Origin of the sequence: Shewanella fidelis ATCC BAA-318 (assembly GCF_000518605.1) — a bacterium.
Classification (GTDB): domain Bacteria; phylum Pseudomonadota; class Gammaproteobacteria; order Enterobacterales; family Shewanellaceae; genus Shewanella; species Shewanella fidelis.
In genome coordinates this window covers 88,487-103,489 of record NZ_KI912461.1, presented here as the reverse complement: position 1 = coordinate 103,489, position 15,003 = coordinate 88,487, and the positions used below count along the sequence as shown (strand labels likewise).

At 42.9% G+C, this 15,003-nt stretch carries 12 protein-coding genes; 10 read left to right on the top strand and 2 right to left on the bottom strand.

Annotated elements, in window-relative coordinates; genetic code table 11:
• The first annotated feature begins 113 nt into the window (after positions 1-113).
• The 8 genes from prfC to deoD all read left to right on the top strand — a co-directional run bounded on the left by prfC (position 114) and on the right by deoD (position 10,609).
• A complete protein-coding gene (prfC, locus tag L884_RS0119875; protein WP_028769132.1) occupies positions 114-1,694 on the top strand; it encodes a peptide chain release factor 3 in 1,581 nt (526 codons plus the stop codon).
• Positions 1,695-2,286: 592 nt separating this feature from the next.
• Positions 2,287-3,078, top strand: a complete 792-nt coding sequence (locus L884_RS0119870; protein WP_037411315.1) for a TatD family hydrolase — start codon at positions 2,287-2,289, stop codon at positions 3,076-3,078.
• A gap of 179 nt (positions 3,079-3,257) precedes the next feature.
• Entirely contained in the window at positions 3,258-4,517 is a 1,260-nt protein-coding gene (locus tag L884_RS0119865; RefSeq protein WP_028769130.1) for a NupC/NupG family nucleoside CNT transporter, read from the top strand.
• 342 nt (positions 4,518-4,859) lie between these two features.
• Entirely contained in the window at positions 4,860-5,738 is an 879-nt protein-coding gene (locus L884_RS0119860; RefSeq protein ID WP_028769129.1) for a nucleoside-specific channel-forming Tsx family protein, read from the top strand.
• Positions 5,739-6,300: 562 nt separating this feature from the next.
• A complete protein-coding gene (gene deoC, locus L884_RS0119855; RefSeq protein ID WP_028769128.1) occupies positions 6,301-7,074 on the top strand; it encodes a deoxyribose-phosphate aldolase in 774 nt (257 codons plus the stop codon).
• 162 nt (positions 7,075-7,236) lie between these two features.
• Complete coding sequence (deoA, locus tag L884_RS0119850; RefSeq protein ID WP_028769127.1) at positions 7,237-8,568, top strand: thymidine phosphorylase; 1,332 nt, start codon at positions 7,237-7,239, stop codon at positions 8,566-8,568.
• 13 nt (positions 8,569-8,581) lie between these two features.
• Entirely contained in the window at positions 8,582-9,802 is a 1,221-nt protein-coding gene (locus L884_RS0119845; protein WP_028769126.1) for a phosphopentomutase, read from the top strand.
• Positions 9,803-9,898: 96 nt separating this feature from the next.
• A complete protein-coding gene (gene deoD, locus L884_RS0119840; protein WP_028769125.1) occupies positions 9,899-10,609 on the top strand; it encodes a purine-nucleoside phosphorylase in 711 nt (236 codons plus the stop codon).
• A gap of 75 nt (positions 10,610-10,684) precedes the next feature.
• Here deoD and L884_RS22455 read toward each other — a convergent pair whose 3' ends face one another.
• Positions 10,685-11,968 carry a YtjB family periplasmic protein gene (locus L884_RS22455; RefSeq protein ID WP_084221479.1) on the bottom strand — a complete coding sequence of 428 codons (1,284 nt, stop codon included), beginning with the start codon at positions 11,966-11,968 and terminating at the stop codon, positions 10,685-10,687.
• Positions 11,969-12,105: 137 nt separating this feature from the next.
• On the opposite strand from L884_RS22455, the gene serB reads away from it, so the two are divergent.
• Together serB and L884_RS0119825 are read left to right on the top strand one after the other, a co-directional pair.
• The gene (serB, locus tag L884_RS0119830; protein WP_028769124.1) at positions 12,106-13,122 is read left to right on the top strand and encodes a phosphoserine phosphatase SerB; all 1,017 of its coding nucleotides are present in this window, start codon (positions 12,106-12,108) and stop codon (positions 13,120-13,122) included.
• A gap of 319 nt (positions 13,123-13,441) precedes the next feature.
• Positions 13,442-14,350 carry an alpha/beta fold hydrolase gene (locus tag L884_RS0119825; protein WP_028769123.1) on the top strand — a complete coding sequence of 303 codons (909 nt, stop codon included), beginning with the start codon at positions 13,442-13,444 and terminating at the stop codon, positions 14,348-14,350.
• Here the strand turns inward: L884_RS0119825 and L884_RS0119820 are convergent.
• Positions 14,347-14,958 (bottom strand): response regulator transcription factor, encoded by a 612-nt coding sequence (locus tag L884_RS0119820; protein ID WP_028769122.1) that lies wholly within the window; start codon positions 14,956-14,958, stop codon positions 14,347-14,349. The genes L884_RS0119825 and L884_RS0119820 overlap by 4 nt on opposite strands.
• Positions 14,959-15,003 lie beyond the last annotated feature (45 nt).

Below are 15,003 nucleotides of genomic sequence, written 5' to 3'. Positions count from 1 at the left end.
CTTTTTTATTGCCTAATTGGCACAAATAACTTTTACTGCCTAGTTTGGTAGCCAAAATTTAGGTGAGCGGCTATAATTGCGGCCTTTGTAAACTCCCAGAATTACAGGTAAACATGTCAGGCTATAAAGTTGAGGTCGACAAACGTCGCACTTTCGCCATCATCTCTCACCCAGATGCGGGTAAAACCACCATTACTGAAAAAGTACTTTTGTTCGGCAACGCTTTGCAAAAAGCGGGTACGGTAAAAGGCAAAAAGTCAGGTCAGCATGCCAAGTCTGACTGGATGGAGATGGAAAAAGACCGCGGGATCTCAATCACTACGTCTGTAATGCAGTTTCCTTATAACGATGCATTAGTTAACCTTCTCGATACGCCAGGCCACGAAGACTTCTCTGAAGATACTTATCGTACACTGACGGCGGTAGATTCGTGCTTGATGGTGATTGACTCAGCAAAAGGTGTTGAGCAACGTACTATCAAACTTATGGAAGTTACCCGCTTACGTGATACGCCAATCGTTACTTTCATGAACAAACTTGACCGTGATATTCGCGATCCAATCGAGTTAATGGATGAAGTAGAAGAAGTACTTAACATTGCCTGTGCGCCGATAACTTGGCCTATTGGTGCTGGTAAAGAATTTAAGGGTGTTTATCACATTTTACGTGATGAAGTGATTCTGTATCAAAGTGGTATGGGCCACACGATCCAAGATTCACGCATCATTAAAGGCTTAGATAATCCTGAGCTTGATGATGCTATTGGTAGCTATGCTGCTGATATTCGCGACGAGATGGAGCTAGTATTAGGTGCTTCTCACGAGTTTGATCACGCAGCATTCTTAAAAGGTGAGTTGACGCCTGTTTATTTTGGTACTGCATTGGGTAACTTTGGTGTTGACCATATCCTTGATGGTATTGTTGAGTGGGCACCAACACCGCAACCACGTGAAACTGAAGCGCGTGATGTTCAGCCTGAAGAAGAGAAGTTCAGTGGTTTTGTGTTCAAAATCCAAGCTAACATGGATCCTAAACACCGTGACCGCGTTGCATTTATGCGAATTTGTTCTGGTCGATATGAGCAGGGCATGAAGATGCACCATGTGCGCTTAGGTAAAGATGTTAACGTCAGTGATGCGCTAACCTTTATGGCGGGTGACCGTAACCGTGCTGAAGCTGCATATCCTGGCGACATTATTGGTTTGCATAACCACGGCACGATCAGAATTGGTGACACCTTCACTCAAGGTGAAAAAATCCGCTTTACCGGTGTGCCAAACTTTGCGCCTGAAATGTTCCGTCGCATTCGTCTAAAAGATCCATTAAAGCAAAAGCAACTGCTTAAAGGCTTAGTACAGTTATCTGAAGAAGGTGCTGTTCAGGTATTTAGACCACTAGACAGTAATGACTTAATTGTTGGTGCTGTTGGTGTGCTGCAGTTTGAAGTGGTTGTTGGACGCTTAAAGACTGAATATAAGGTTGAAGCAATTTACGAAGCGATTAGTGTTGCAACTGCACGTTGGGTTTATTGTGATGATCATAAGAAACTTGATGAGTTTACTCGTAAGTGCAGCCAAAACTTAGCACTAGATGGTGGTGATAACCTAACTTATATCGCACCAACTATGGTTAACCTAAACCTGTCGATGGAACGTTATCCAGATATTGAGTTTGCTAAGACTCGCGAAAACTAATTTGTAGCCGTAATAGGTCAATATTGACGACGATGACATCTGTAAAAATCCCAAGCTTTTGCTTGGGATTTTTTGTTTTACGCCCAGATTATCAATTTCTATAGGATGTAATAGGTAGAGTCGTTCAACTATGCTCTTCGCTCGTTGTGAGCTGCATGACCTTGTATGTTCCAGACGTACATAAGACATCCCCCTAGAGGGATGCCTCTAAAGCGTAAGGAACGCTTAATGGCATGGAAGTAAGATGCAGTGAATGTCATTAAAAATGATCTTGCCTTAGAGTCGCTATATTCTCGCTGAGTGACTAAATGTTTATATTGATTGGTATAACATCATATACTCAAGCATTCCGATTTCAGAAATACAGACAGTTAATAAAAAATGGTAAATGTCATCCAATTGATTAAATACTGCTGGCAACAATACATAGACTGGTGTGATCGCATGGGGCTTACACCTGATAATCGCCGAAGTTGTATGCCACGGTTAGCTGACCCAGAGTTGATTAAGCAAACTAAACTTGCTGACAAACGAGAGTCTACAGAGCGGTAAGCTAAAATGTCGAGTCTATGTCAAATAGTAGGTAGATAGTATGGATAGCAGGTTACAGTTGATAGATAGTCATGCCCATCTCGACTTCCCTGAGTTTGATACTGATAGGGCTGAGCTTATTGTAGAAATGCAGCAGGCGGGGATAAGCAACTTTATCGTGCCAGGTGTTTCTGCAACCCACTGGCAAAATCAACTTAAGGTTGTCGAGCAATTTAGTTGTTTTTTCGGATTGGGGATCCACCCTTGGTACAGTGATGCGCTAAATATAGTCAATCAGCTAGATTCTTTGCATGCGTTATTAGCGAGTCATAAAAAAAATAAGCAATCTCATTTAGTTGCAGTGGGTGAATGTGGCTTAGATAAATTACATAACAGTTATTTCGATACACAATTGAAAGTTTTTACCGCTCAAATTGAGTTTGCAATTGAATTTGATCTACCTCTCATTATTCACGCAGTAAAAGCTCACGAAGAAGTGTTAAAGCTATTAAAAGTATTGAATCCACAAAAGAAAGGGGTGATCCATGGCTTTTATGGTGGCCCTGAACTTGCCTCTAGATATGTTAATTTAGGGTATAAATTAGGGATTGGCGGCCTGTTACTCAATGATAATGCACCTAAATTGCAACAAACGGTTGCGCAATTGCCGTTAGATGCTTTCGTTTTGGAGACGGATTCACCTGCCATGGCACCGAAAAATAGTCAAAATTATCGTAATACACCGCTAATTTTGCCTAACATTCTTCAAAAAATAGCAAATTTACAAAAAAAATCTGCCGTTCTAATTTCAGAACAGATGTTCTCAAACGTAACGCAACTCTTTGACCTTTAATTTTTTTCTGGTTAAACAGATGTTTGTCGCATCATTTTTGTCAACAAAATCATCGAAATAAATCAGTAAAAACTTGATCAATACGACGCTTTTAGCGGGCTTGTCGGGTATAATCTGCTTCGTACAAAAATGTTGGTTAACAACAAAATTAAAAAGTATTAACAATAGGGTGATGGTTAATGGATATTTTAATGAGTTTAGTAGGGGTGGTCACCTTACTAGCGATAGCTTTCGGGTTATCGAATAACAGAAATGCAATTAACAAGCGTACAGTTTTTGGTGCCTTGGCAATTCAAGCCGCTTTTGGTGGATTTGTATTGTATGTACCAGTTGGTAAAGACATTCTAAAAAGTGTGTCTGACGCAGTATCTAGCGTTATTGGATACGCGCAAAATGGTATTAGTTTCTTATTCGGTGATTTAGCTAACTTCAAGGTTGGCTTTATTTTTGCCGTAAACGTACTGCCTGTTATTGTTTTCTTCTCTTCTTTAATTGCAGTTCTTTACTACTTAGGCATTATGCAGTGGATCATCCGCATTATTGGTGGTGGTTTACAAAAGGCACTTGGCACAAGTCGTACAGAGTCAATGTCTGCAACAGCAAACATCTTCGTTGGTCAAACTGAAGCACCATTAGTTGTTCGTCCATTTATTGCGACTATGACTAACTCTGAGCTATTTGCCATCATGGTAGGTGGTCTTGCATCTATCGCGGGTTCTGTATTAGCGGGTTACGCGCAGATGGGCGTACCAATTGAGTACTTAGTTGCGGCATCGTTCATGGCAGCACCTGGTGGTCTATTAATGGCTAAACTGATGCACCCTGAAACTGAAGAAGCTAAGAACGACATGAGCGACTTACCAGAAGATCCTGATAAGCCTGCTAACGTTCTAGACGCGGCGGCTGCAGGTGCATCGTCTGGTATGCACTTAGCACTAAACGTTGGTGCAATGCTATTAGCCTTCGTAGGTTTAATCGCTATGATCAACGGTATCATCGGTGGTGTAGGTGGTTGGTTCGGTATGGAAAATTTAACACTAGAATTGATTCTAGGTTATATCTTCATGCCACTTGCGTTCCTTATCGGTGTGCCTTGGAATGAAGCTTTGGTTGCTGGTTCTTTCATCGGTCAGAAGATTGTTGTTAACGAATTTGTTGCTTACTTAAACTTTGCTCCTTACCTAAAAGATCTTGCTGATGGCGGTATGGTTGTAGCAGAAACTGGCGTTGCGATGACAGATCGTACTAAAGCGATTATCTCATTTGCGCTATGTGGTTTCGCTAACCTATCTTCAATCGCGATTCTACTTGGTGGCCTTGGTGCTATGGCACCTACTCGTCGCCATGACTTAGCTAAGCTTGGTGTTCGTGCGGTAATCGCCGGCTCTTTAGCCAACCTAATGAGTGCGACATTAGCAGGTTTATTCCTAGCATTGTAATACTTAAAGAGATTGAGCCTTTTTAGGCTCAATCTCAGCTCTATTCAATACCTTTGACAGAGCTAACAGATTTAAGCAAACACACTCCTAGCTCACAGTATTTTGAGATGATCAATCACTATGATTAGGGATCTGTTTGACTAAAAAACAACAAAAAAGAAGGTTAGACAGTATATTCTGTCACAAAATCAGAAAGTTGTTTTAATGTTAAAATTGAGTGTTCGCATTTTTACATTAATCATGTTGAAGTTTGACGTAAATTAAGTAAAATGCGCGCCATAAAAAAGAAACGCTGACTCTTCATAAAGAAGGGCGCAAACCATAAATAAAATGGGGTTGATGATGAAAAACGTTAAAACTTTAGCACTAGCTGCTACTGCTGTTGCTGCAACAATGTCTGCACCTACATTCGCTGCTGACCGTTCTGATCTACGTGCTGGCGATTACGGCTGGATGCAGTTCAACGCAATGTACGCTGTTAACGAACTTCCACGTGATGGTTCTACTGACAATGGTCATGATTACTTAGAAATGGAATTCGGTGGCCGCGCTGGTATCGTTGACCTATACGGTTACGTTGATGTGTTCAACGTTACTAACCGTGACTACGGTGATAAGAACAACGGCGCGAGCAAAATGTTCATGAAGTTTGCTCCTCGTTTCTCTATCGATGCAATGACTGGTTGGGATCTGTCTGCTGGTCCTATCCAAGAAGTTTACATCTCAACTCTATTTAACTGGGGTGGCGGAGCTATCCGTGGTACTGACGTTAATGGCAACGAGACTAACGACGTAAACAATGCTTCAATCGGTATTGGTGCTGACGTAATGGTTCCATGGTTAGGTAAAACTGGCATGAACCTTTATTCTTACTATGACATGAATGCTAAAGAGTGGAACGGCTACCAATTCTCTATGAACTGGTTCAAGCCTGTTGTTAACTTTGACAATGGTTCATTCATCTCTTTCCAAGGTTATGTTGACTACCAGTTTGGTGCGGATGAAGTTAATGCATACGACGAGAACGGTGACTATGTAAACACTACAAACACTTCTCACGGTGGTGCTGCATACTTCGGTCTACACTGGCACTCAGAGAACTACGCACTTGGTTACGGCCTAAAAGCGTACAACGATGTTTACCTTCTTAAAGATGACGGTACATTCGGCCTAGAAACTACCGGTGTTGCACACTACTTCACAGCTACTTACAAGTTCTAAGCATCGCTTAAAACAGTGTAATTAGACGACAGAGCCGCGATATTCGCGGCTCTATCTTAAGCTGCAACTGCAATCATTTAATAATCAATTTAAGCGTTAAATTTTATTAATAATGTAACGTAAATAGGTTAGTTTTTACCTAAGCATCAGCTATATTAACTATGCAACTTTTAATACGCATATAAACGGCAACTTGCTTAGGTAAGCATTGACTGAACACCTGTTATAGGTGAACGAGTAACGCTAGTTACCAAGAATTTATTACGCGCTAAAATGGATTTTTCGCGGAAAGGTAGATTGAAATTGACAGTACTCTCCCTTCCCGGTCTTCATGGATTCAAGTCGTGACACTAGTGTCAGGATAGTTGGACTGTTTTAGTCCATAATGTTGGATACCTGAATAAGTATTTTTGTGTTTGGCGCTATTGGCGTCTTAAACATGTATTTCGGATATGTTCGAAGACCCGGCCCATAAATATAATCAAAAAAACAGCCAGTTCTAGGCATCGCCGTGCGACAAATTTCTGTTTTAAATTAATTGAATCTTTCTCGGAGAGCTATTATGAGCGATTTAAAAAAAGCAGCACAACAAGCCATTAACCTAATGGATCTGACTACGCTTAATGATGATGACACTGATCAAAAGGTGATCGACCTATGTCATAAAGCTAAGACTCCAGCAGGCGACACTGCTGCTATCTGCATTTACCCACGCTTTATCCCGATTGCACGTAAAACACTAAATGAAATTGGTGGCGATGATATTAAAATCGCAACTGTAACTAACTTCCCACACGGTAATGATGACATCGCTATTGCAGTGTTAGAAACCCGTGCTGCAGTGGCTTATGGTGCTGACGAAGTTGACGTTGTATTCCCATACCGCGCACTAATGGAAGGCAACGAAACAGTAGGTTTCGAGTTAGTAAAAGCCTGTAAAGAAGCATGTGGCGAAGATACTCTGCTTAAAGTGATTATTGAATCAGGTGTGTTAGCTGATCCTGCTCTTATCCGTAAAGCATCAGAGCTATCTATTGATGCTGGTGCAGATTTCATCAAGACTTCAACGGGTAAAGTTGCAGTAAATGCAACACTGGAAGCTGCTGAAATCATGATGACTGTGATTAGCGAAAAGAACCCTAAAGTTGGCTTTAAGCCAGCTGGCGGCGTAAAAGATGCAGAAGCTGCGGCTGAATTCTTAGGTGTTGCTGCTCGTTTATTAGGTGATGATTGGGCTACACCAGCAACATTCCGCTTTGGTGCATCAAGCTTATTAAATAACCTACTTCATACCTTAGAGCTAGCGGAAGCACCACAAGGTGCACAAGGTTACTAACCTTAACGCTTTAAGCTAGTTATTAAGTGTGATCTAAATCTAATTAGGTGTATCAAAAGTCCGTTAGTATGTAACAATATTACGGCTTTTGATTCCTTTTAGTGGAATGCTAACTGAAATCACTGATAAGTAGAAACTCAGTTACACTCTTGGAGGTAGTACATGTTTTTAGCTCAAGAAATTATTCGTAAAAAACGTAATGCAGAAGTGCTTTCAACAGAGGAGATCCAGTTCTTTGTTAAAGGCATTACCAACAATACGGTTTCAGAAGGTCAGATCGCAGCTTTAGGCATGGCGGTCTATTTCAACGACATGAACATGGATGAGCGTATTGCACTGACTACCGCAATGCGTGACTCTGGCACTGTGCTTAATTGGCAGTCATTGGATCTTGGTGGTCCAATCATTGATAAGCACTCAACTGGCGGTGTAGGGGATGTCATTAGCTTGATGTTAGGCCCAATGGCCGCAGCATGTGGTGGTTACGTACCTATGATCTCAGGCCGTGGTCTAGGTCATACTGGTGGTACACTGGATAAATTTGACGCCATCCCAGGTTACAACACCGAGCCAGATAGCGAACTTTTCCGTAAAGTGGTTAAAGAAGCCGGTGTGGCGATTATTGGTCAAACTGGCGACTTAGTTCCTGCCGATAAACGCTTTTATTCTATTCGCGATAATACCGCAACGGTTGAATCAATCTCTCTTATTACCGCTTCTATTCTTTCTAAAAAACTTGCAGCTGGACTCGATGCTTTAGCGATGGATGTCAAAGTAGGTACAGGTGCATTTATGCCTACTTATGAAGCATCTGAAGAGTTAGCCCGCAGTATTACAGCCGTAGCTAATGGGGCTGGTACCAAAACCACTGCATTACTCACTGATATGAACCAAGTTCTGGCATCCTGTGCCGGTAACGCTTTAGAAGTAAAAGAAGCGGTAGATTTCATGACCGGCGCTTACCGTAACCCTCGTCTTTATGAAGTCACTATGGGCTTATGTGCTGAGATGTTGGTGCTTGGTGGTCTGGCTGCCAATGAAGCTGACGCTCGCGCCAAACTTAATACCGTACTTGATAACGGTAAAGCCGCAGAAATATTTGGTCGTATGGTTGCAGGTCTAGGCGGTCCAGTAGACTTCGTCGAAAATTACAGTAAGTACCTGCCTGAAGCTCAAATTATTCGTCCAGTTTATGCTGATCAAACTGGCTTTGCATCAGCAATGGATACCCGTGAACTCGGCCTTGCGGTTGTCACTCTAGGTGGTGGACGTCGTAAACCTGGAGACGCACTGGATTACAGCGTAGGTTTATCTCAAGTTTGCGCACTTGGCGATGAAATCAATGGCGACAAACCAATTGCATTTATTCATGCCCAATCTGAAAGCGCCTTTGCTGAAGCGGAAGCAGCAGTGAAAAAAGCGATTCAAATTGGCAATACCAAACCAGAGCAAACTCCGGAAATATATCGTTATATCCGTGAGTCAGATCTGTAACGGAGCACAGTTAATGAAACGTACTATAATCATGATGCTAGACTCATTCGGCGTAGGTGCAGCGCACGACGCTGAAGCGTTTGGCGATACGGGTTCTAACACTTTTGGCCACATTGCTAAAGCATGTGCTGAAGGTAAAGCGAATGATGGCCGTGAAGGTCTGCTGAAGTTGCCAAACCTTGCGCGTTTGGGGCTTGGTCATGCTGCTAAAGAGAGCACTGGCGAGTTTCCAGCAGGCTTTGCTGATGATGTCGAAATCATCGGTGCTTATGGTTATGCTGATGAGTTAAGTTCAGGTAAAGATACACCGAGTGGACATTGGGAAATGGCGGGGGTGCCAGTGCTTTATGAGTGGGGTTATTTCAGTGATCTGACTAACTCATTCCCACAGGAACTTACCGATAAGATCTTGGCTCGTGCAGGATTAACAGAGTTTTTGGGTAACTGCCATTCATCAGGTACGGTTATTTTAGAAGAGCTTGGCGAGGAGCATATGCGCACCGGTAAGCCAATTTTCTATACCTCAGCAGATTCAGTGTTCCAGATTGCTTGTCATGAAGAGACTTTTGGTCTTGAGAAGCTATATGAGCTTTGCATCATTGCTCGTGAAGAGCTTGCTGATTATAACATTGGTCGCGTTATCGCTCGTCCGTTTGTTGGTACTTGTGCAACTGATTTTGAGCGTACGGGTAACCGTCGTGATTATGCGGTCGAGCCGCCAGCACCTACGGTACTTGATAAACTTAAAGCTGCCGGCGGTGAAGTAGTAAGTGTTGGTAAGATCGCTGACATTTATGCAAACTGCGGTATCACTAAAAAAGTGAAAGCGACTGGGCTAGAAGCATTATTTGATGCGACTTTAGAACAGGTAAAACAAGCTGGTGATAACACGATTGTGTTCACTAACTTTGTTGATTTTGACTCCCATTACGGCCACCGTCGTGACGTAGCGGGCTATGCACGTAGTCTAGAGTATTTTGACTCGCGTCTACCTGAGATTTTAGCGCTACTTGATGATGATGATTTACTGCTGTTAACCGCAGATCATGGTTGTGACCCAACATGGCCAGGCACTGATCATACTCGTGAGCGTGTCCCAGTACTTGCTTACGGCGCAGGTTTAGCTGCGGGTTCGTTAGGTTTACGCAATAGCTTTGCTGATATGGGCCAGTCTATTGCTAGCTACTTTAAGCTTGAGCCAATGGAATATGGCGAATCGTTTATTCGTTCATAAGTTAAGAATTTGAATTTGGCGGCTCAGTTAGAGCCGCTAGTATACAAGACTTAAGTTGTTTACAACTGTCTATAAATATAAATAGGGGTTATTCTGATGGCTACACCACACATTAATGCCGTAGACGGCGCATTTGCTGATACAGTTCTATTTCCAGGCGATCCACTACGCGCTAAGTACATTGCTGAAACGTTTCTAGAAAACGTTGAGCAAGTGACTGACGTTCGTAACATGCTAGGTTTCACTGGTACTTACAAAGGTGTTCGTATCTCTGTTATGGGTTCAGGCATGGGTATCCCATCTTGCTCAATCTACGCAACTGAATTGATCAAAGATTACGGCGTTAAAAACCTAATCCGCGTGGGTACTTGTGGCGCGATCAGCACTGACGTTAAAGTACGTGACGTTATCATCGGTATGGGCGCTTGTACTGATTCTCAAACTAACCGCTTACGTTTCAAAGGCCAAGACTTCGCAGCTATCTGTGATTACGGTCTATTAAGCGCAGTAGTGAAAGCTGCTGAAGCTAAAGGTACTAAGTACCGCGTAGGTAACGTATTCTCTGCAGATCTATTCTACACGCCAGATCCAACCATGTTTGACGTAATGGAAAAAATGGACGTATTAGGTGTTGAAATGGAAGCTGCTGGTCTATATGGCGTAGCTAAAGAGTTTGGTGCTAAAGCATTGTGTGTTGTGACTGTATCAGATCACATCCGTACTGGTGAAAAGACCACTTCTGATGAGCGTCAAACTACGTTCAACGAAATGATCGAAATGACACTAGAAGCTGCAATTACTCTGTAATCGCTACCGCTTTAGCCGCTTATGGCGGCAATATAAAAACGGACGCTTAGGCGTCCGTTTTTTTTATCTATTTTTTTAATCTTCAGCGTTACTATCTGCCGGTTTCACTTTGGTCTTAGCCTTCGTGGCTTTGTTAACGGGGGATTTTTTCGCCGCAGGTTTTTTAACGCTGGCTTTTTTGGCAGAGGTCGGCTTCACTTTTTCGCTGGCTGTTGACTCTGCACTGGCTTCAAGGCTTGCGGTCGGGTTAGGACTGCCCTCTGGGATATCGCTCTCGCTCGTCTTTGTGGCCCGTTTAGCCTTTTTCACAGCTGCTGGTGTAGCGGTTTTGGCTGAAGTCGACTTAGATTCCGTGGTTTTTGCAGCGGGCGCTTTAGTGGTAGTCGCTTTAGTTGCTTCGGTTTTTGCTGCTTTAGCTCTTGGCGCACGCTTGGTTTTAGGTTTAGCTGCTGATGCTTCAGGCTGCGGTTTTGTGTCAGTAGCACTAGCCTTAGCATGCGCTGGCTTAACCTTATAAATTGTATCTTGCTGCGCGTTAATTGCCGCTTCTGTCTCCACACTCGCTGCTACTTTTTCTGGTGTCACATTCGACGTTACTGCAGCTTTGGCGGTTATTTGGGCTTTATCTTCTGCAGCCAACTCAGTTTTATCAGAACTTACTTTTACTTGCTCGAGGTTTTTATCAGCATTTGCTACCTCAACAGGTTTAGCTTGATCCATCTGCTTTGCTGATGCTTGAGTCTTACCTTGTACAGCTAGTTTTTTCGCTTCTTTGGCGGCAGCTTTTTCTTTCTTCTTGGCAAGCAAGCGCCTCAACTTGACTCTGGCTTTACGTCGATCAAAGTCCGCACGCTTAAAAGACAGTGCTCGTGATAACAACATGCCGATCAAGCCTGCGATCAGCAACATCATCTGTTGCTGTTCCATGTTGATTTGGTGCGCTTCTTTTATTTCGTTAAAGAAGTATTTAGGCTCAAGTCGTACTTCAACATAACCTAAGTTTTTACCATCTTGAGACACGGCTTCAACATACGGGGGATATTGCTCTAGAATGGTATTGAGTTCTTCAGAACCAGGTTCTAAATCCTCATCTGTGACGCTTTGTGCAAAAGACAGCCGCACACCATCCTCGCTAAAGATACTGGCAGACATTACTTTTGGATCAAGTACTAATGCTTGAGCAAGCCATTGCAATTGCTCGTCATTTTCAAGCTGAAGCGCAGGGGCTGCACCATAAGCGGTCTGTTGCACGAGTAATCTTGCCATCTTTTCAGTTTGGGACTTTAGAAGCTGCTGTCCTTGTAGTAGGCTAGTTTCCCACAACTGGTCGAGACCGATGAATAATGCGATAGCAATCATGATCTGTATCAATCGGCTTATTCGATGGCTTTTTCTTAGGCCTTTTAAATAGAACACTGAAACCCTTAAAATATGTTGTGTACTGACTTAATCATAATTGATTCTGTCTGTACTCGGTAGCTGGAGAGTCATAACTAATGGAAAGTTCGAGTCAATCTGCTGTTTTTACTTGGTTAACCACCGAAAGTAGCATGTCTTTTATTGCAGGGAAACAAAGATTTTCTCGTCATAGTGAAACCGCGTATCCAGTCGATTTTTCACGTTATCGCGTGATATGTTTAGCAAAAGTTGATGGTGACCTAAGTCAACAAAATCAAGATATTCAAGCGTTATGTAACTGGCTTCTTGGACTCGGTGTGGATTTAAGTTTGACGCTTATTGAGCGTCAGTGCCAATTACTCTGTATCGAGCTATGTACAGCATCAGCCTTATCGACAGTGCAATTAGCACAATTAGATAGTTTGGCGACTATTGAGATGTTTGAAATATTAGCCGATGCGCCTGTTATCAATATCCCCGGTTTGTTAGTGATGGATATGGACTCAACTGCAATTGAGATTGAATGCATTGATGAACTTGCCGCTATGGCTGGGGTAGGCGCTGCGGTTGCCGAAGTGACAGAACTTGCTATGCAAGGTGAGCTTGATTTTGAGCAAAGCCTACGAGCACGAGTGGCTAAACTTGAAGGTGCTGATGCGCAAATTATTGATACTTTATGCGCTAAACTGCCACTTATGCCTGGCCTGAGTGAAATGATCGCAGAGCTTAAAAGTTATGGTTGGCGTACAGTCGTGGCTTCGGGAGGATTTACACCGTTTGTGGATCATCTTAAGCAGTTATTGTCACTTGATAGTGCTTTCGCGAATAAACTGGATATTGCTGAAGGTAAGCTGCTGGGAACTGTGTCGGGTCAAGTCGTTGATGCACAGTTTAAGGCCGACACTGTGGTTAATTGTGCACAACAATGGCAAATCGCGGCAGGGCAAAAAGTGGCTATTGGTGATGGTGCTAACGATATACCTATGATTGAAACCGCCGACTTTGGTATTGCTTATCATGCCAAGCCAAAATTAGCGCAAGCAGCTGATACCCAAATCGATAAACTAAATCTAAAAGTACTGCCTTATTTGTTTCAACTTAAATTACCCAAATAGTTATTAGATTGAGTTTTATTTCGCTAAGGCTATAGCAACCAAGCTGTTTAACTAAAAGCTCAGCATTGACTATGTTGAGCTTTTTGCCAAATTCGCTCTTAGTAGCTCAACTTCTTATACCAATTGCTATTGGGGCGAAAATGTTATAGATAATAAAAATTAGCATTTGTTCTAAAAGTTAACTATTGATCTGATTCATTTAGAAATTCAAATAGCCCAGCGTTTTAATCGGGCCTCGCCCTTACTTTATTAGAGTCTTTGCTCTTGTTTTTGCATTTAGAGTTCAGTAGCGTAATTAAAAAAAACAGAGAACTGAGCCTTGAACATTAAGCAAAAATCTTTCTATGTTCCCTACAAGCATGGTCATTTGCACTTAAGGCAAATCGTACCCGTGCAAGCGGATATGAATAAGCCTCCGATATTAATGCTACACGGCGCTATGTCTAACGGTCGGGTGTTTTATAGTGAGTCAGGCAAAGGCCTTGCTTGCTATTTGGCTGACGCGAACAACGTAGTGTATGTGCTTGATACACAAGGACGAGGGTTAAGTGAGCCTAAATTGGCGCGCGGATTTACAGCAGGCCAAGGCGAGGTGATCCGCGAGCAGTTACCCTTGATCCAGCAATATATTTTGTCGATGCATCCTAAGGCTAACAAAGTGCATTGGTGTGCTCATTCGTGGGGAGGCGTGTTGATGGCCAGTGCTATAGCCCGTTTTGAGCATTTGCAACAAAGCGTAGCCTCTTTAGTCACATTTGGGACTAAGCGTAGAATTGAGGTTAAGTCACTGCAAAAGTGGCTTACGGTTAATTTGTTCTGGAATAATCTTGCACCGTTAATCGCTTGGAAAAGTGGTTATTTGCCCGCAGATAAATTGAAGGTTGGCATGGATAACGAATCTCGCGCCTCCTTGAGGCAGACTATCGAGTGGGTGCGTGGGCAATGGGTTGATAGTGATGATGGCTTTGATTATGGTTCAGCAGCGAAGTTGGCTAGTTGGCCAAGATCTTGGTTTATTGCCGCTAAGGGGGACAAGGTGCTTGGTAACCCTGCTGATGTCGAGCGGATGATTAAAGAGTGCCACATGCAGCAGGTTGATTTTACCCTATTATCCAAAAAGCAGGGCTTTAAACACGATTATGATCACGGCGGAATGTTAACTCACAAAGATGCCGTTGAAGATCATTTTCCACGGGTAAAAAATTGGTATCGTAGTTTTGGGCACTAGTCTTTATTGTGCGCTAACAGTGGTGCCAATTTTACCAATTCGGCAAGGTTGCTGACGCCGAGTTTTGCCATCAGTTTTGACCTATGTACTTCTATCGTGCGGATCGCAACGCAGAGCTCATTTGCCATCTGTTTATTGGTGTTTCCAGCAATCACTAACTGAAAGATCTGCGCTTCACGTTCAGATAAGTTATTTATCAAGGCTTGGTTGCTAAGTTTCCAATGTTGGCGTGCACTATGCGCTAAGCCTTTGGCGATAGACTGCGCTAGTAGTTTGCCCTGCACCGGTTTTTGGAAGAAATCAAATGCCCCGTTTTTAAAGGCGTCGACTGCCATGGGAACATCACCATGGCCGGTTAGAAATATGACAGATAATGGGCTTTTGGCTTCAGAGAGTAATTGTTGTACTTGAGGCCCTGAGAGTCCCGGCATACGGGCATCTAAGATGACACAACCTGCTAGGCTTAAATCAACTGACGCAAGAAAGTTGTCGCCACTGTTATAACAGTTAAGTTGGTAGCCAAAGCCGTCCATTAAAAAGCTAATAGAGTCGATGATAGCCTCATCGTCATCAACTAAATACACTGGACCATTAATTTGCTGCTCCACAAAATCCTCTTTATTTTCGGCAATGCTTAAATGATAGATATCCCA

What these genes read in the sequence shown, in the direction of transcription:
- prfC (WP_028769132.1), top strand. Translation starts at nt 114, where the DNA reads ATGTCAGGCTATAAAGTTGAGGTCGACAAACGTCGCACTTTCGCCATC.
- L884_RS0119865 (WP_028769130.1), top strand. Translation starts at nt 3,258, where the DNA reads ATGGATATTTTAATGAGTTTAGTAGGGGTGGTCACCTTACTAGCGATA.
- L884_RS0119870 (WP_037411315.1), top strand. Translation starts at nt 2,287, where the DNA reads ATGGATAGCAGGTTACAGTTGATAGATAGTCATGCCCATCTCGACTTC.
- L884_RS0119860 (WP_028769129.1), top strand. Translation starts at nt 4,860, where the DNA reads ATGAAAAACGTTAAAACTTTAGCACTAGCTGCTACTGCTGTTGCTGCA.
- serB (WP_028769124.1), top strand. Translation starts at nt 12,106, where the DNA reads ATGGAAAGTTCGAGTCAATCTGCTGTTTTTACTTGGTTAACCACCGAA.
- deoA (WP_028769127.1), top strand. Translation starts at nt 7,237, where the DNA reads ATGTTTTTAGCTCAAGAAATTATTCGTAAAAAACGTAATGCAGAAGTG.
- L884_RS22455 (WP_084221479.1), bottom strand. Translation starts at nt 11,968, where the DNA reads ATGATTGCTATCGCATTATTCATCGGTCTCGACCAGTTGTGGGAAACT.
- deoC (WP_028769128.1), top strand. Translation starts at nt 6,301, where the DNA reads ATGAGCGATTTAAAAAAAGCAGCACAACAAGCCATTAACCTAATGGAT.
- deoD (WP_028769125.1), top strand. Translation starts at nt 9,899, where the DNA reads ATGGCTACACCACACATTAATGCCGTAGACGGCGCATTTGCTGATACA.
- L884_RS0119845 (WP_028769126.1), top strand. Translation starts at nt 8,582, where the DNA reads ATGAAACGTACTATAATCATGATGCTAGACTCATTCGGCGTAGGTGCA.